General features: G+C 52.1%; 18 protein-coding genes. 11 read left to right on the forward strand and 7 right to left on the reverse strand.

From position 1 onward, the window contains the following. Positions 1 to 167: 167 nt before the first annotated feature. The gene (locus OXG87_11235; protein ID MCY3870121.1) at positions 168 to 425 is read left to right on the forward strand and encodes a hypothetical protein; all 258 of its coding nucleotides are present in this window, start codon (positions 168 to 170) and stop codon (positions 423 to 425) included. A 38-nt stretch (positions 426 to 463) separates the two neighbouring features. Continuing rightward, positions 464 to 940: a hypothetical protein gene (locus tag OXG87_11240; GenBank protein MCY3870122.1), complete on the forward strand. Its 477-nt coding sequence runs from the start codon at positions 464 to 466 to the stop codon at positions 938 to 940. A gap of 82 nt (positions 941 to 1,022) precedes the next feature. Here OXG87_11240 and OXG87_11245 read toward each other — a convergent pair whose 3' ends face one another. Next, on the reverse strand, positions 1,023 to 1,328 hold the full coding sequence (locus OXG87_11245; protein MCY3870123.1) for a putative addiction module antidote protein: 306 nt from the start codon (positions 1,326 to 1,328) through the stop codon (positions 1,023 to 1,025). Continuing rightward, positions 1,325 to 1,663, reverse strand: coding sequence for a type II toxin-antitoxin system RelE/ParE family toxin (locus tag OXG87_11250; GenBank protein ID MCY3870124.1), 339 nt, complete (start codon positions 1,661 to 1,663; stop codon positions 1,325 to 1,327). The genes OXG87_11245 and OXG87_11250 overlap by 4 nt, the downstream gene beginning before the upstream one ends. A gap of 149 nt (positions 1,664 to 1,812) precedes the next feature. Here OXG87_11250 and OXG87_11255 point away from each other — a divergent pair, with 149 nt between their 5' ends. The 8 genes from OXG87_11255 (at position 1,813) to OXG87_11290 (ending at position 11,634) form a co-directional block, all read left to right on the forward strand. Continuing rightward, positions 1,813 to 4,716: a prolyl oligopeptidase family serine peptidase gene (locus OXG87_11255; GenBank protein MCY3870125.1), complete on the forward strand. Its 2,904-nt coding sequence runs from the start codon at positions 1,813 to 1,815 to the stop codon at positions 4,714 to 4,716. Then, the gene (locus OXG87_11260; GenBank protein ID MCY3870126.1) at positions 4,713 to 5,552 is read left to right on the forward strand and encodes an SDR family oxidoreductase; all 840 of its coding nucleotides are present in this window, start codon (positions 4,713 to 4,715) and stop codon (positions 5,550 to 5,552) included. The genes OXG87_11255 and OXG87_11260 overlap by 4 nt, the downstream gene beginning before the upstream one ends. A gap of 40 nt (positions 5,553 to 5,592) precedes the next feature. Next, positions 5,593 to 6,573: a DUF3500 domain-containing protein gene (locus OXG87_11265; GenBank protein MCY3870127.1), complete on the forward strand. Its 981-nt coding sequence runs from the start codon at positions 5,593 to 5,595 to the stop codon at positions 6,571 to 6,573. A 25-nt stretch (positions 6,574 to 6,598) separates the two neighbouring features. Further along, positions 6,599 to 7,318 (forward strand): sugar phosphate nucleotidyltransferase, encoded by a 720-nt coding sequence (locus OXG87_11270; protein MCY3870128.1) that lies wholly within the window; start codon positions 6,599 to 6,601, stop codon positions 7,316 to 7,318. Beyond that, a complete protein-coding gene (gene ettA / locus OXG87_11275; protein ID MCY3870129.1) occupies positions 7,308 to 8,987 on the forward strand; it encodes an energy-dependent translational throttle protein EttA in 1,680 nt (559 codons plus the stop codon). The genes OXG87_11270 and ettA overlap by 11 nt, the downstream gene beginning before the upstream one ends. Positions 8,988 to 9,001: 14 nt before the next feature. Continuing rightward, a complete protein-coding gene (locus OXG87_11280; GenBank protein MCY3870130.1) occupies positions 9,002 to 9,757 on the forward strand; it encodes an alpha/beta hydrolase in 756 nt (251 codons plus the stop codon). Continuing rightward, complete coding sequence (sthA, locus tag OXG87_11285) at positions 9,754 to 11,124, forward strand: Si-specific NAD(P)(+) transhydrogenase (GenBank protein MCY3870131.1); 1,371 nt, start codon at positions 9,754 to 9,756, stop codon at positions 11,122 to 11,124. Before OXG87_11280 ends, sthA begins: the two co-directional genes overlap by 4 nt. 93 nt (positions 11,125 to 11,217) lie before the next feature. Further along, the gene (locus tag OXG87_11290) at positions 11,218 to 11,634 is read left to right on the forward strand and encodes a hypothetical protein (protein ID MCY3870132.1); all 417 of its coding nucleotides are present in this window, start codon (positions 11,218 to 11,220) and stop codon (positions 11,632 to 11,634) included. Positions 11,635 to 11,925: 291 nt separating this feature from the next. On the opposite strand, the gene OXG87_11295 is transcribed toward OXG87_11290, so the two are convergent. Then, positions 11,926 to 13,311, reverse strand: coding sequence for a cache domain-containing protein (locus tag OXG87_11295; protein MCY3870133.1), 1,386 nt, complete (start codon positions 13,309 to 13,311; stop codon positions 11,926 to 11,928). A gap of 224 nt (positions 13,312 to 13,535) precedes the next feature. Between OXG87_11295 and OXG87_11300 the strand changes: the two genes are divergently transcribed. Beyond that, complete coding sequence (locus tag OXG87_11300) at positions 13,536 to 14,303, forward strand: dienelactone hydrolase family protein (GenBank protein ID MCY3870134.1); 768 nt, start codon at positions 13,536 to 13,538, stop codon at positions 14,301 to 14,303. A 46-nt stretch (positions 14,304 to 14,349) separates the two neighbouring features. Here OXG87_11300 and OXG87_11305 read toward each other — a convergent pair whose 3' ends face one another. From OXG87_11305 to dgoD, 4 genes are all read right to left on the reverse strand, one after another. Next, positions 14,350 to 14,772 (reverse strand): hypothetical protein, encoded by a 423-nt coding sequence (locus tag OXG87_11305; protein ID MCY3870135.1) that lies wholly within the window; start codon positions 14,770 to 14,772, stop codon positions 14,350 to 14,352. Continuing rightward, on the reverse strand, positions 14,769 to 15,446 hold the full coding sequence (locus tag OXG87_11310; GenBank protein MCY3870136.1) for a MotA/TolQ/ExbB proton channel family protein: 678 nt from the start codon (positions 15,444 to 15,446) through the stop codon (positions 14,769 to 14,771). The genes OXG87_11305 and OXG87_11310 overlap by 4 nt, the downstream gene beginning before the upstream one ends. An 80-nt stretch (positions 15,447 to 15,526) precedes the next feature. Then, complete coding sequence (locus OXG87_11315; GenBank protein ID MCY3870137.1) at positions 15,527 to 16,759, reverse strand: hypothetical protein; 1,233 nt, start codon at positions 16,757 to 16,759, stop codon at positions 15,527 to 15,529. Continuing rightward, the gene (dgoD, locus tag OXG87_11320; GenBank protein MCY3870138.1) at positions 16,728 to 17,852 is read right to left on the reverse strand and encodes a galactonate dehydratase; all 1,125 of its coding nucleotides are present in this window, start codon (positions 17,850 to 17,852) and stop codon (positions 16,728 to 16,730) included. The genes OXG87_11315 and dgoD overlap by 32 nt, the downstream gene beginning before the upstream one ends.

Below are 17,852 nucleotides of genomic sequence, written 5' to 3' on the forward strand. Positions count from 1 at the left end.
TACCGGTCTTAAATGTCTCCCTTGCCTCCAAAGAAATTTTCGCGGGAACCATCAAACTACCCCTATTATTCGAAGTCTATGCCTCACTCATCGCCCTTGCAGCCCTCAGCCTCTACGGCTGCGCCAGATGGTTTGAACGCGAAAGCACGATCTTTCGGGAGACTTAAATGGAACATCTCATGGGTGTCGCCATCTTTACTCTTATCCTGATTCTCGTCATCGGCTATGCAATTTACGCGCTTGTGAAAGGCAGTCGCAAAGGTGCAGGCGGATCGGCTACCACAATGCTCGGTGCAACAGACCTCATGCTCAACGAAGACAAAAAACGCGCAGCCCAGGAAGTTGTTCAGCAACGCGCTGGAGAAATCCGCCATATTTCAGAGGATGATCAGGGTGAGGTTTCAAAGGATGAGACTGAGCGATAAGCCCTATTCTTCACATGTGAAATTTTAGAGGACAACACATGGATACTTTTACAATTTACCTTGACACAGAAGATCCACGCCGGACGAAATTATTTGTCGTTCTCACCATTGTACTCGCAATCAACTGCATATACCAGGGCTGGCAGCAACTGTCGGACGCACACCATACCTTTGATTGGATAACAGCCAGGATTCTGCTACTTGGCGGTATTACTATCATCGTTGCAATAATCGTTACTCTCTGTCTTCCAAAAAAATTCGGACGACCGCGTGTGGTATTCAGCAATGAAGGGCTGGAGATCAAAGCCAAGCGACGCGGACACGCAAAAAAAATATCCTGGGATGAAATCCAGGCGATGCACCTCAAAATCAACGGCGTGGAAATCATTCCAAAAGCCCAACCCGCACACCCCATCGAAATTCCAGCGGGTACATGTTCATACACGCAGTTTCAGCAAATAAAAAAGAACTTGAAAGAATACTCTGCCGAATATCACGTAGAGTCAAATTTCTGAGTGTCCGCCAAAAGGGCCAAAAAAGTAAAAGCCGACGTTTATGTGTCGGCTTTTGTGTTTTATGAGGAGATTGATAAGCGGGCTACATAGGGACTGATTCCTTTACTTGAACAGAGAGTTTCAATCCAAGTTGCCTCAAAATGGAAATCAGGCTGGTAAATTGCGGATTGCCCTTCTCCGATAACATGCGATACATAGACTCACGGTTCAATTGTGCATCCTCAGCGAGCCGTGTCATACCATAAGCTTCTGCAACATTTCGGAGTGCTAACAGAAACAACTCATTCATATCTTCTTCCAGAGCTGCGTTCAAATATTCTGCGGCTTCTAAAGGGTCTTGAAGTGCTTTAAGCAATTCCGGCTTATATGGTCTCGATGTCTTGCTCATAACTCTCGCCTCCTGAAATCGGTCCAAAAATTTCTGGCCTGAACGATATCTCTTTGTTGAGATTTTTTGGTACCACCAGCCAAAAGTAAAATAACCCGTTCGCCGACTTCACCAAAATAGACACGATAGCCAGGTCCATAGTTGAGCCGAAGTTCATAGAGGCTACCGCCCAGAGAGCGACAATCGCCCAGGTTACCCATGCTTAGGCGGTCCAAACGAACTCTAATTCGTGCGCGAGTCTTTCGGTCGTTCAGACTCTTGAGCCATTGGCTGAAGGGGACTCGGCCTTCAGCAGTGATATATTCCTCAATCTGTCGGGGGATTGCTTCCTGCATATACTGAATGTAGCTTAAAAGCGACATTTTTGCAAGTGTCTTCTTGTAGATTCACCAGTGCGTCTTTTACTTTTGCCCACCGCTGTATATCTATTATATTGACCAAAACGATCCAACAAAAAATTTGACCTATCTCTGAGAGTTCACCTATGCGTCTATCTACTTGCCTTCTATCTGTGCTCTTGTGTTTATCGCCACTCGTCTTTGCCCAGCAGAAAAAGCCGCTGGATCACGACGTGTACGACGTGTGGAACCGCACGCATGCCAGTAATATTTCCGACAACGGCCAATGGGCTTTTCTCTCCATCGGACCGGACGAAAAAGACACCGAACTCCGAATCGCAAGCCTCACAGGTGACCGCACATACGCAATACTGCGCGGAGAAGCCATTCGATTCACCAGAGACTCGCGTTATATCGTCACCCTTATCAAAGCCTTCAAAGACTCGGTAAAACAGGCAAAACGCGACAAGAAAAAACCCGAAGAATCGCCCAAAGACTCACTTGGCATCATCACCCTCGCCACGGGAGATATCTTTAAGGCTGCGCGCGTCAAATCCTTCAAAATACCCAAAGAAAACGGAGGATGGGTCGCCTATTTGCTGGAAAAAGAAATCGCAAAAAAAGACACTACTGCAAACAAAAAGAAAAAAGCGCCCGAACCTGAAAAAGAAACACCCAAATCCGAAAAACAGCCCGAGCAAAAACCCGAAACTAAAGAAGCAAAAAAAGAAGAACCGAAAGACCCCAAAAAGAAAAAGCGCAAAAAAGCCGAAGGCACCACACTCGTTCTCCGCAACCTGCAAACCAGTGCTGAAACGCGATATAACCATGTAATCTCCTACGCCTTCACAGAAAGCGGTTCGTATCTCATTTTTGCCGCCGCCAACAAAGACAGCACAGCCGATGGCATCTACGCTATTCGTACCAGCACGGGCGACACCACAGCCATACTCACGGGCGCGGGCGATTACAAAAAAATCACAACTGACGAATCCAGTCTCCATCTCGCATTTATTGCCAACCGCGACAGCTTTAACGCAGAGCAACAGGAATACGTCCTCTATTACTGGCCCGTTGGCTCGCGTAATAAAGCAAAAGAAATCGCCAGATCTGGAATAAAGGGCATCCCCCCAAACTGGTGGGTCAGCGAACACGCCAACCTCTCCTTTTCCAAAGACGGCAACCGCCTCTTTTTTGGCACCGCCCCCAGACCAGAAGAGGAAGCAGAAGACGACACGCCCGACGACGAAAAAGTCGCAGTCGATATCTGGAACTGGAAAGACCCCTATCTCCAACCCATGCAACTCAAAGATGCCAAAGAGGAACGCGAACGCACATATCGCGCCGTCTTTCACCTCAACAATGGCAAAATCGTTCAACTCGCCACAGAAATCATCCCCAATATTCGTCTGGGAAGCGAGGGCAATGCCGATGTCGCGGTAGGCTATTCGATTCTCCCCTACCGACAACTCATTTCGTGGGATTCGCCAGCTTATTACGACAGTTATTTGATCGACATAAAAACCGGTGAAGCAATGCGCGTACTCACCAAAATGCAGACGCGTCCCACCCTTTCACCCGAGTCCAAATACATCTACTGGTGGGATCGCATCCAGAAAAACTGGTATGTTCAGCATGTCAAAAATATGATCCGCGTCAGAGTCAGCAAAAATATCCCCCATCCCATTCACAACGAATTGCACGACTGGCCGTATCCACCCAGCGCACATGGCAATGCCGGGTGGACAAAAGGCGATAAAGAATTTCTCATATACGACCGTTACGACATCTGGCTCACCGATCCCAACGGGCGCAAAGCACCCGTCAACATCACCGAAGGGATTGGTCGCGAGACCGAAACGCGCTTTCGATATGTACGCCTCGACCCCGAAGAACGGGCGCGCGATCCAAAAGCCGATTTGCTCTTATCGGGTTTCAATCTCAAAACCAAAGCCATGGGCTACTATCGAGATCGCATTGAAAGCACCGACAAACCCGCAGAACTCATCGCGCGCGACAAACGGTTTTCCAATCTCCAAAAAGCCAAAGACACCGACGCAATCCTCTTCAGACAATCCTCTTTTGAAGAATATCCCGACCTCTGGACCTCTGACCTCAATTTTCAGAATGCGCGAAAAATAAGCGAAATCAATCCGCAGCAAAAAGACTACCTGTGGGGCACTGCCGAACTCGTCGAATGGGCCTCGCTCGACGGCAAGCCCCTGCAGGGCATTCTCTACAAACCCGAAAATTTCGATCCCACCCAGAAATATCCCATGCTGGTCTATTTCTATGAAAAAATGTCCCATCAACTACACGCCCACCGCGCACCCAGAGCCTCGGGCAGCTCCATAAATTTCCCGTTTTACGTCAGCCGCGGATATTTGATCTTTATCCCGGACATCCCCTACAAAGTCGGCTTCCCCGGAGAAAGTGCCGTCAACGCCGTTGTCTCAGGCGTGACGCACCTCATAAATCAGGGATTTGTCAATCCCGACCGAATTGGCGTACAGGGCCACAGTTGGGGCGGCTATCAAATCGCCTATATGATCACCCGAACCAATATATTTCGGGCAGCTGAAGCCGGCGCACCCGTCTCAAATATGATCAGTGCGTACGGCGGAATCCGCTGGGCTTCGGGACTGAGTCGCATGATGCAATACGAAAAAAGCCAGAGTCGCATCGGTGGCTCGCTCTGGGAAGCCCCTACGCGGTTTATCGAAAACTCCCCCATCTTCTGGGCAGACAAAATTCAAACGCCATTGCTCATCCTGCACAACGACGACGACGGCGCAGTCCCCTGGTACCAGGGCATCGAACTCTTTGTCGCCATGCGTCGCCTGGGCAAACCCGCCTGGCTGGTCAATTACAACGGGGAAGCCCACGGCATTCGCAAACACCACAACCGCAAAGATTGGAGCATCCGCCTGCAACAATTCTTTGACCACTATCTCAAAGACGCCCCCGCGCCTGTGTGGATGAGCGCGGGCATTCCAGCCGTACAAAAGGGAAAAACACTCGGATTGGAATTGGAAAAGGAACAACCGTGAGCCTGGAATTACAAAATCGGGTGGCACTCATAACCGGTGCTGCGCGAGGCATTGGAGCAGCCATAGCACAACACCTATCGGATGCGGGGGCGAAAATCGCCATTGCCGACCTGGATGGCGAAGGCGCAAAAGAAACTGCGAAGACACTCACAACGCAGGCAATAGGGCTGTCGGCCGATGCATCCGATGAAACCGCCATGAACGCGGCAACGGACCGGGTTGTTACAGAACTCGGCGCACTCGATATACTCGTGAACAACGCGGGCATTGGAGGACCGGATACAAACGCGGCCAGAGCATCGCTGGAAATCCCACTGACGGAATTATCCATTGACGACTGGGACGCGCACCTGCACACCAATCTCAGAACCGCCTTTGTCTCATCCAGAGCAGCCATTCCACATCTCAGCCGCGGATCCAGCATCATCAACATCGCATCTATCGCCGCGTTAATGCCCAGCGTGTCCATGCCAGCTTATGGTGCGGCCAAAGCCGGAGTCATTCATTTGACCAGAACTTTAGCCAGCCAGCTTGCAGGGCGCGGAATCAGAGTCAACGCAATATGCCCCGGATACCTCTGGACGCGCGCCTGGAAAATGATCGCGTCTCAAATTAAAAATAACAACCCCGCATACAAAGAATTTACCGCAAGAGAAATTTTTGAAGATGTAATCCGCAACAGCGTACCCCTGGGAGCCGAACAGACCCCTGAAGATGTGGGCCACATGGTCGTCTTTTTGGCGAGCGACAAAGGAAAAAATATCACTGGACAAGCACTGACCATCGATGGTGGTGCCACGTTAGGAGGGAGAAAACAGCGATCGGACTCCCCGTGATAATCAATCGAATCATCCACACTTACAAGGAGTTGAGAACATGAACCTCGAAGAACTCTATACCCAAATTGACACGGCCAACCGCATGGCCGATGCTGCCACGGCATTTTTGGCATCTCTGCGTCCCGATCAGGCGGCGACTGCGCAACTGGGCTTCGGCGATGAAAACGCACGACAGGACTGGCACTACATCCCGCGCGACCGATTGGGCCTCGCGCTCAAAGACATGGAAGCCCACCAGCGCGACAAAGCATTTGCCTTGCTCGATACCGGACTGAGCGAACAGGCGCGCACCAAAGCCAGAACAATCATCAACCTGGAACCCATCCTCGCCGAAGTGGAAGGTCCCAGACGGCGGTTTCCCCGCGATCCCGATCTCTACAACCTCGTCATCTTTGGCACGCCCAATGGTGAAACCACCTGGAGTTGGCGTTTTGAAGGCCATCACGTCTCCGTCAATTACACCATTGTCCAAGGCACGCTCGTCGCGCCTACGCCCGTCTTCTTCGGCTCCAATCCCGCACAGGTTCGACACGGCGAACACGAGGGATTGCGCGCCTTAAAAGAAGAGGAAGACCTCGCCCGCGACTTACTCGCCTCTCTGGACGGCGACCAAAAAAGAGTGGCGATCATCAGCGAAGAAGCACCCGCCGACATCCTCACCCGCAATGTCCCCCAGGTAAATGATGAAGTCCAGATTGAGGGTCTGCAACTCAAAGACATGACCGCGTCACAGCGCGAAGTCGTCACCGCCCTCATCGATGTATATATCACCCGCTTGCCCAACAGAATTGCAGAAGCCCAGCGCGCAAAACTCACCTCACTCGACACAGCCGCATTTGCCTGGGCTGGCGGCGTGAATCGCGGCGAAGGCCACTATTATCGCGTACTCGGATCCACCTTCCTCGCCGAATACGACTGCACCCAGGACGAGGCCAATCACATCCACGCTGTCTGGCGCGACCTGACCAATGACTTTGGCAGTGATATACTCAAGCAACACTATCGGGACAGTCATTGAAAGAACCAGTCGTCGGGAGAACTTTATGCAAGCAGTTGTGCTGTTAGCCGGCAAGGGAACGCGGATGGCGATGGATTATGAGGGACCGAAGCACTTATTGCCGGTAGCGGGAAAACCCGTTATAGAGCACGCACTGGATCAATTGCCGCACGAGATAAGCGAACTCGTATTCATTGTAGGAGGACCGCACGAAGAGACGATTCGCCAGCACTTTTCATCTGGCCTGTATGGCGGGCGGCGCATTGTATTTCTCGTTCAGGAAGAGCCATTGGGTATCGCCCATGCATTTCGGGTCGCTGCACCTGTAATAACCGGGCGGTGGTTGGGCATGGTTGGCGATGATATATTTGGACCGCGCAGCCTTCAGAAACTCGTCCAACAGCGGGACCTATCTCTCGTTGCCTCGCGTGTGGTGAATCCCCAACATTTTGGCGTTCTGGTAACAGATAATGATGGGAACCTCACGCACTCCATCGAAAAGCCCCAAACATTTATTTCAAATCTGGTTTGGAACGGCGCGATGGTCATGGACAGAGATTTCTTTGACGCGGAAATCGCGCCATCCGCACGCGGCGAATACGAAACACCCGATGTATGGATGAAATTGATTGCAGCAGGTAGAAAAATTAAAGTACTCGAAGCTGATTTTTGGCTACCAATTAACGATAAGCAACAACTTGAGGAAGCTGAAAAATTACTCGGCAGTCGGGAATCAGACAACCCGGGAACACAGCATGGCCAATGAGCCAAACAAAATCATCTATTCGATGGTGCGCGTGAGCAAATACATCGACAAAAAGCCCCTCATCGAAAACATTTCTCTTTCCTATTTCTACGGCGCGAAAATCGGCGTACTCGGCCTGAATGGCGCGGGTAAAAGTACGCTATTGCGCATCCTTGCCGGTGTAGATGAAAAATTCAATGGCGAAACCCACCTCGCCCCCGGCCACACCATTGGGTATTTGGAACAAGAACCCCGCCTTGAACCGGGCAAAACCGTGCGCGAAATTGTCGAACAGGGCGTACAGGAGCACGTTGACCTCATGAACGAATACAATGAGATCAGCGCCAAATTTGCCGACCCCATGTCCAACGAGGAAATGAATCGGCTAATCGAACAGCAAGGCGAACTTCAGGAAAAAATCGACGCAGAGAACATATGGGACCTCGATGCGCGCATCGAACAGGCAATGGATGCCCTGCGTTGTCCACCGGGAGATGCATGTGTCGATCGCCTATCGGGCGGCGAATGCCGCCGCGTGGCACTGTGCCGACTGCTCCTTTCCAGGCCCGATATTCTCTTGCTCGACGAACCGACCAACCACCTCGACGCCGAAACCGTTGGCTGGCTCGAACAGCACTTACAGCGTTATGCGGGCACCATTATTGCCGTCACACACGACCGTTATTTCCTCGACAACGTCGCCGGATGGATACTCGAACTCGACCGCGGCAAAGGCATACCCTACAAAGGCAACTACTCTTCGTGGCTAGACCAAAAAGAAAAACGGCTGGCAAGTGAAGCAAACCGGGAAAGCCAGCGCCTGAAAACCCTTGCGCGAGAGCGCGAATGGATCAACATGAACCCACGCGGACGGCACGCCAAATCCAGGGCGAGGATTACCGCATATAATCAGTTGCTCGACCAGAGTGTGGAGAAAGAACGCGACCTCGAAATTTATATTCCACCCGGTCCGCGCCTCGGCGATATTGTCATCGAAGCCCAGGGCGTTTCCAAAGGATACGGCGATACACTCCTCTTCGAAAACCTCTCCTTTTCGCTGCCGCCCGGTGGCATTGTCGGCGTTATCGGGCCCAATGGCGCGGGAAAAACCACCCTTTTTCGCCTCATTACCGGCGAAGAACAGCCCGATGCGGGAACATTCCGCATCGGCGGCACAGTTAGCCTCGCCTATGTCGAACAAACCCGCGATGTCCTCGTCCCCAATCACAATGTGTGGCAGGCCGTCTCAGACGGTGAAGATCTCATTCCTCTGGGCAATCGAGAAATCAATTCGCGTGCCTATCTCGCGCGCTTCAACTTTACAGGCGCCGACCAGCAAAAACTCGTTGGTCAACTCTCTGGCGGCGAGCGCAACCGCGTCCACCTTGCGCGCATCCTCAAGGAAGGTGCCAATGTCATATTGCTGGACGAACCGACAAATGACCTCGACGTAAACACAATGCGCGCTCTGGAAGACGCTCTTGAAAATTTTGGCGGATGCGCCGTAATCATCTCACACGACCGCTGGTTCCTCGACCGCATTGCCACGCACATCCTGGCCTTTGAAGGAAATAGCGAAGTCATCTACTTTGACGGAAATTATTCGCAGTACGAAGCAGACCGCAAACGTCGCCTCGGCACCGACGCCGACCAACCCCATCGGATTAAATATCGAAAATTTACGCGATAGAAGGGACACCAGCCATGCAACGCATATACAAAAGCACGCCCCAGGGCGAACTCGCAATTCACATCTTTGAACCCAATACCGACGAACAGACAGCCGCGATTGTCTTCTTCTTTGGCGGTGGCTGGACGGGTGGCAATCCGCAACAGTTTTTTCCGCATTGTCAGCATCTCTCAGAACGCGGAATGCTGGCGGCATCGGCAGAATACCGCATCAAAAGCAAACACTACACCTCGCCTTATGAATGTGTAGAAGATGGTAAATCAGCGGTTCGCTGGCTGAGGGCACATGCCGATGAACTCAACATCGATCCAAACCGAATCGTCTCAGGTGGCGGATCAGCCGGCGGTCATGTCGGTGCGTGTACCGGTACTGTTCCCGGCCAGGATGCGCCCGATGAAGATATGGCGATATCTTCCCGGCCCAATGCCATGGTACTCTTTAATCCCGTCGTCGATGTGGCTGGACTAAAACGCCTCGCCGAACGTTTTCCCAGAGACCCGCGGGAAATCTCGCCTTTGCAACACGTCTGTTCCAACCTGCCGCCCACTATAATTTTTCACGGCACAGATGATACAACCGTCCCTTATGAACAAGCCCAACGCTTCACAAAAGCCATGCACAAAGCGGGCAACACCTGTGAACTCTGCGCGTACGAAGGCAAAGGACACGGCTTTTTTAACTATGGCCGTGACGATGGCTCAGCCTACGAACAAACCGTCGCGCAAATGGACGACTTTCTCGTGCAATTGGGATATCTGGATCCAACATGACCTGCGACTACGACATCATCGTGATAGGCACTGGCCCAGGCGGAGAAGGCGCAGCAATGAAATCCGCCAAGGAAGGCAAGCGCGTTGCCGTCATCGACAATTTCAAAAATGTGGGCGGCAACAGCACACACAAAGCCACAATACCGAGCAAAGCACTGCGCCAGTATGTGCAGCAACTCATCGATACCAATGCACATAGCACGACGAGTTTACCCGACTTGCTCGAACGGGCCGCCGACCTCATCAGGGATCAGGTTGACCTTCGCACGGGCTATTACGAACGCAATGATGTCGATATTATCCTGGGTCGTGCATCTTTTGTCGATGAACACACCGTCGAAGTCGCATTGCTCAACGGGGGAATCGAACGCTACACCGCTCAAGGATTTATCATCGCCACGGGATCTCGTCCCTATCAACCGCCAGACATCGACTTTTCCCATCCGCGGATTCGCGACAGCGACTCCATCCTGGACCTCAAAGAAACGCCGCGCATCATCACCATCTATGGTGCGGGGGTAATCGGCTGCGAATACGCATCCATATTTCGCGGCCTGCGCATAAAAGTCAATCTCATCAACAGCCGTAGCCAATTGCTCTCCTATCTCGACGATGAAATTATCGACGCCCTCAGTTATCATCTCAGCCAAAACGGGGTACGCATTCGCCACAACGAAGAATACGACCGCGTTGAAGCCAATGACAAAGAAGTGCGCGTATTCCTGAAATCCAACAAACAAATTGTCAGCGATATCCTCCTCTGGGCAGAAGGCCGCACGGGAAACTCGGACAACATGGGATTGGAAAATATCGGAATCGAAACCGATGAACGCGGCTCTATTCTCATCAACGACGCGTACCAGACACTCGCCCAACCCCACATTTACGCTGTTGGCGATGTCGTCGGATTTCCCAGTCTGGCGAGTGCGGCTTACGATCAGGGCCGATTTGCCGCCACCCATCTCATCTTTGGCGAATGCGAACAACGCCTCATAGAAGACATCCCCACGGGGATTTACACCATTCCCGAAATTAGCTCCATCGGATTTACCGAAAAAGAACTAACAGCTCAAAAAATTCCCTACGAAGTAGGCCACGCCTACTTCCGCCATATCGCGCGGGCGCAGCTAACGGGAAGGCTCACTGGCATGCTCAAAATTATCTTCAATCGCGAAACCCTTGAAATTTTGGGCATCCACTGTTTTGGCTCTCAGGCATCTGAAATCATCCACATTGGGCAAGCCATTATGGCACAAAAAGGTGAGGCTAACACACTCATGTACTTTATCAACACCACATTCAACTATCCCACAATGGCCGAAGCCTATCGCGTTGCCGCGCTCAACGGGCTTAACAGAGTAAAATAAAAGTGCGTATTTGCACAACTTGCCCTATATTTACGCCAACATTCATTTTGCCCCTCAGGGGCGCGACCTGTAACCTTTTTTTTGGAGACTCTTATGGCCGACCAGTTGCCACTCGATCAGATTCAGGTTGATCAACAAAACCTCTATCGAGAAGAATCCATCACCGATTTGCGCGTCGCCACAATTCGACGCCTGATTCCCATCAACGCCGATGGCACAGACGACATCAGTCGTCCCACCCAATACATTGGCTCTACACAGATCATATCTCAAATGGGGCCTTTGCCAATCTCAGCACCCATTGAAGCCGCTTCGCTTCAAGAAGCAATAGAAAAATTTCCCCAGGCCATCAAAGACGCCGTTGATCAAATGGTTGAAGAAGCCAAAGAATACCGCCGCCAGGAATCTTCTCGCATCGTCGTTCCCGGCACAATGCCCGGCGGCCTACCCGGACAGGGTGGCGTTCCAGGGTCGGGAAGCCCGCAAGGGGGGGGCATCATCTCAAGTTGATCCAATAGCCATATAACAAAAGCCGCGAGTGCATCTTTTCGCGGCTAAAAAACAAACGCCGTGCAAATCTTTCTGCACGGCGTTTTGGCGTATTTGGCACTTATCTACTCACTCGATAAGTAACCCGAGGAGAAGATGAGACCATCATAGCGGATGAACCAGATGTTTAAGAAATCGTCTTCGGCAGTGTACCGGAGAGGGTACGGAAATTTGATCCATTGCCCTTTCTCGGTGGCTTTGGCGATTTCCTTGCCAAATTCGTAGCCCGTTGGCGATCTCCCAGCCTTGACGTCAGACCCTATGAGGTGTGATAGGATACGTGAGCATGAGGTCGTTTTCATCAACCAGGGTTAGGAACCACTGCCCATCGATGCTCTCCCGGCTATTGTAGTACGTCGCAGTCGCATCGCGGCCATCGCGTTTGTAGTATTCTATCGCCCTTTCCACGTACGCGATTGTGTGAGCCCCCATATCTTCGGGATTCTTGTAATATCCGGAGACGAAGATGAGACCGTCGTAGCGAATGGCGTACGCGGCTTTGGGGGCTTCTTGCAAGGTAAGCGGATGCGGCCAAGGGTAGTCGATCCAGTGGCCTTCTTCGGTGGCTTTGGCGATTTCCTTGCCCAACTCGTAGCCGTTGGAGCCGACCACGTCTTTGATGTCCGTGCCTTTGAGGTGGGGAAAAATTGGATGTGCGATGTAGAGGTCGTTTTCGTCAATCAGGAAGAGGTAGAACTGTTTGTCAATGCTTGGCAGTGAGTTGTAATATGCAACTGTTGCGTCTCTGCCTTCGCGATTGTAATAAGATATTGCCTCTTGCACGTATTCCTGTGCAATGGTAGCGAGTTCATCGGGTAAAACCACATGTGCAGTTGTAAAGACGAGACCATCGTGCAAAATTGCGAGATACCATCCCAGTTCTAACCGACCGGTGAGGATATTGTATCTATCCTCCTTAAACCAATAGCCATCTTCGGTCGCTCGCGCTATGTGCTGTCCAAAAGAGGTACGGGGGTGGGTAGCCCAATTAGACCCTACGCCCCCGGACCATGTAGCTAACGCCAGGATGGTGTGGTCGCCTTGGGCCATGACAAGCAGCACGAGATCGCCCTCAATGCTTTCCTTGCTATCGTAGTAGGCGAGCGTGGCTTCCCGCCCATCGCGCTGGTAGCGGGCTATAGCCGCTTCCAAAAAGGCCCTCGTCCGTGCCGCAGCCGCTTCATCCGCGGGGGTCGTTTCCAGTGGCTCAGAAGACGTGATGCGTGCCCTCTCGCCAATGGGCAAGTCGAGTCTGACCTCGTAGCCGACATTCAGCGGAATGCTCGACCAATGCCCGATCTCACTGCCATCTTGCAGGGCGCGGGCTTGATAATACCCGCTGTCTGAGGTAATTTCTATCCGCGCCTGTCCCTCGTCGTTGGTGGTCGCAGACCATTCATACTCGGCCACACGCCCGGCAACAGAACGCGAAAGCTCGACCACCACACCGCTTACGGGCGCATCGGCTTGCTGCACGGTGGCAAGAACCACAAAGGCGTGCCCGGCAGCAGCCAATTTGCTCAAGGGCCTTGTGACCGGTTCGCCAGTATCTGTAATCTGAGATTGGGTGACGCGCTCGCCACCACAGTGCCACAATGCAGCAGCGACGAGTGCAATTGCAAATATACGGCTCAACATAAACGACTCTCCTAAATAAAGCGGCGTTGGCCGCGATAAGTAAGTGGATTTTTGATTTATGAAACCCCTAATATAATCCTAAAAAATTTTTCAGCAAAAATATACGTCATGTGAGACTTTCAATAGACAAGCGGACGTTTCAGGGCTATATTTGTGTCCGAGACACAACAGCACAACACCAAAGCCGCTTTTGTGCGGCTTTTTGGATAAAAAGGACAAACGCGATGATTGAAAAAATCATTGAAGTTACAACTTCAGACGGTATAATGCCCGCCTATGTCTTTCATCCAGAAGGCGAAGGACCGCATCCCGCTGTCATCTTCTACTTTGACATATTTGGCATTCGCGACGAATTGAAGAACATGTGCCGTCGTTTTGCCCGCGCGGGATATTACACCGTCCTCCCCTCTCTATTTTATCGCATGGGCAATCCGTCTTACAACCCCGAAAAATTCATGAGTGGCGGTCTCAATCTCGAAAAAACAGATCCCCTGCACCCGATGAACCTCAACACCAGCACCACCAATGCCATGGTCATTGAGGACACGGGCGCACTGCTTCGCCACCTCGACAAAGAAGAGCCTCAAGCCAATGCCCAACGGGTCGGCTCTATCGGCACATGCATGGGTGGTCGCCACGCCCTCTTTGCAGCGGCAACCTATCCCGACAATGTTTTGGCCTTTGTCTCCATTCACGGCGGCAAGCTCGTCACCGATGCATCGGATTCGCCCCATCTCGCCATGCCAAAACTCAGAGCCGAAGGCTACTTTGGCTGGGCGGACCAGGATGCCGGCGCGACCGAAGAACACTTACAACTCTACAAAACCGAACTCACCCGCTGTAACGTCCCACATCGCATCGACTTTATGCCCGGTGCGCTACACGGCTATTTCTTTCCCCAGCGTTTAACGCACTACCACGAAGACGCCGCTGAAAAATCCTGGGATGCAGTCCTCGACCTATTCGCCCGCGCCCTCAAAAGCAAAAAATAAAAAAACCCGGTGATCTCACCGGGTTTTGATTCAGGGCTATTGCGATTTACCACAGATGCACATATACAGCGGGGCGTACCTTTTGGCCCGCTGTGCCAGCAGACAAAAGAGAATCTGCATAAGCCGCGTCATTCACCATACGCTCTCGACTGCCCCCCTTCAGAAACAGATGCAAATGCCGATCGGGTTCTGCAACCAGATCATTTACTGTCTTGCGAAACTCGCCCGGCCCCAAACTGCGTGTTGCAGACCGCCCATCTTCTGAAAACGCCAGACCTCTGGAAGTATATAAAATCACCACATCCCCTGGTTCGGGATCGTGGTGATAGACGCGCCACACGGGCTGTGACACATTCAAAATCATAATCCCCAGGCACAGCATCAACATCATAATGCCCAGGAACAACTCTTTGCTCACGTCGTGCGCTTCGGCCTCGGCCACCGCGCGCTGTAAAAAACGTCGTCTCACCCTCTTTTCTCCTCTTCGCGCATATCCAACCATTTGCGTTCCAGATCAGACATGCGATTCAACAACATATCATAGCCCTTTCGAAGCGGCAGATAGGCCAGCAAGGCGACGAGCGTTGTCTGAAACGCCAGCACCAATCCACCTGCCATATCGCGCAACACCTTAAACGTCTCGGTCGCCTCATCCAGTCGGGTCAGTTCTTCGGCCATCAGCAAAATACCGCACACAGTCCCCAAATACCCATAAAACGGAACGCGACTCAAAGCGCGTTGCCCGGACAACAACCGCTCGCCAAACACAGCGAGTAACTCATCTACTGCCTCGTCATCGCGCGCCTTTAAGTCCGCATAATTCTCGTGGCTCTGGCGAAAATTATCCACCTGCTCCTGGCGCAATGCAGTCAAATTACCTGTATCCGCACCTTCTGCACCCAACCGTCGCCAAAAATGAATAAATGTGACCAGATGCGCTGCCGAACTGCCCAAAACGAGCACATAAGCCGAACGCCCCGTCCACTCGACCCAACTCGCGGCTGCTGGCGCAAAAAAATAAAAATAAATACCAATACTCGCCACACCAGCACCACTCAATCCACCTATTATCGCACCAGGCCAATTGGACTCGGACAGGCCAAATTGCTTTTCGTAACGACAAATAACACTTAAGCGTTGCATTAAAATCAATGCACCTGCTATAGCACACACAACCCAAAAAAGAACTAATGATAACGATTCAGACCAGTGTAATCCGTACATCAGCTATTTTCTCCCATCAACGATTGCCAGCGTATGGCCACATACAACACATAAACTCCCACGATCAGCGTGGGCAACAACAATCCCAATCGCGTAGCCGGACTCGACTGCCCACCCCCACCACCGCGTCTCATCCCCTGCGGCTGCACCTGGGCATTGACGCCCTCATCTTTTGTTTCACTTTTCATCCCACCGCGTTCTTCAGGAGGGCGATACGCCTGCTCTCGACTACCGCGGTCACTCGCAGTGGGAACCGCATCACCAGTGGTCGCAGTTACAGCACCTTCTCCTTTTAACGCACGGCGGTCTGGATAAATCAACTGCTGTTGCACCGCCGGTAACTTCTCCGACCAGGACCGCACATTTTCTGCCACCGGTGCCGATAGTTTTTCGGTCAAAGGTGCGGCTTTTCCCAGTGTCAGCGATGCGGAACGGGCGCGTTCCCGATTGTAAAGCGGCACACTCAGATCGCCCTGACGCGCTAAATCTGCGCTTAATTTTTCTCGTCGAGCCTGCAAAATAGCGAGTTGTTGGGCAAAGGTGTGATAATCCATCGCCTCTTGCCGCGCAGCCATTGGTCTCACGGACGCGCTTTTTGCAAGCGCGCGATCAATCGCACCCCGGTCAAATGTGATAGCCATATCTACAAACCCAAACATTCGCCTGCCCCAAATCGGTTGCGCACCGGGAATATCTGGCATCGGATGGGCATAAATAATTTCCGTTGCCCGTCCTCCTGCGGTCTCCCATGCCCCATTGGAAACCACAATGGGGTACAACCTGCCTGCACCATCTTTCAGGTATAACCCACCTAAAAAACCACTCTCTACCCTATCCGTATCCCAACACCGCACGCGCAGGCGATTTTGCCCTTGAAAATACAAATCCGGAACGGTCACTTCCACAGGCGTCAACCGGGTCTCCCCCACGGGAAAATCATTGAGCCAAACCCGCGCTTCGTCATCCGCCCAAAAAATCATCACAGCTGTCATCCCTTCGGGCAGCACGCGCTCGGGACGCGTCTCGGGCAGCTTCTTCAACACCTCGGCATCTGCCACCTGCATCATTCGTACGAGACTATCTACGGTAGCGGACACATCGTTGTATTCTCGCCGGATTGCCGACACATCTCTCTCTATCGCCTCTGCATAACTGCTTGCAAACAGCAATAGAATCACAAGATTCATCAAACGCATTTTCTCAATAATCCGCAAAAGATCCGTCATCTTCATGCCAGAACATCCCGCGCAGGCGATAAGATTCATCGCGCAATGCCTCGAGCACGTCATCGTCCATATCCACACCCAAACCCGGCTCGGTTGGCAATTCAATAAAACCATCTCGAAAAATTAGAGGCGTCTTAAACAAGCCTTCTCCACGGTTATGACCTCCCTCGCAAATCAACAAATTTGGAATCGTTGCCATCACATGCACCGACGCTGCCACCCCCACAGGCCCAGCCGCGTTGTGAGGCGCAATCGCCATATTGTGTATCTCTGCCATCCCCGCGATCTTTTTCAATTCCAACATACCCCCACAATGGCGAATATCCGGTTGCAAAATCGCGCACATCTCTCGCTCGATGAGTTCGCGAAATCCCCAGCGCGTCAAATGCCGTTCGCCCGTAGCAATGGGCACAGTTGTACCCCGGGACAACGCCAATAACGCCTCGTTATTTTCCGGATGACACGGCTCCTCTGCAAACAGTGGACGCAGCGGCTCCAACTCCTTCACCAGAATCGCAGCCATCGTCGGACTCAATCGCCGATGCAAATCCACCGCAATATCGACCGAATAGCCCACAGCTTCGCGCACCGCAGCAACGCGCGAAACCATAAAATCTATTTTCTCTGGCGTATCGACAAATCTCACAGGGCTCGGAGAAGCCCCCATCTTCACAGCGCGAAAGCCCTCTGCCACCTTTTGGCTTGCATTCTCTGCACATTCTTCTGGCGTCGTCCCGCCCGTCCCTGTGTACACGCGAATGCGATCGCGAACTTTCCCACCCAAAAGTTTCCAGACCGGCAACCCCACCATTTTGCCAAACACATCCCACATCGCCATCTCAATTCCACTCAGCGCACCGACCAATACCGGCATACTCCGGCTATAACTCGAGCGATACATCGCCTGCCAGTGGTCCTCGATATTCAGCGGATCTTTGCCCACCAGGTACTCGGCCATATCCTCTACAGCCTGTGCCACCACGCGCCAATGCTCGTAATTCATCGGCTCGCCATACCCCACCAATCCCTCATCCGTAAACATCTTCAAAATCATCGCCCGACCCCGAATGGGAATCGTCTCAAATCCCGTAATTTTCAT

The sequence above is a fragment of the Gemmatimonadota bacterium genome (assembly GCA_026706845.1).
In the GTDB taxonomy this organism is placed as follows: Bacteria; Latescibacterota; UBA2968; order UBA2968; family UBA2968; genus VXRD01.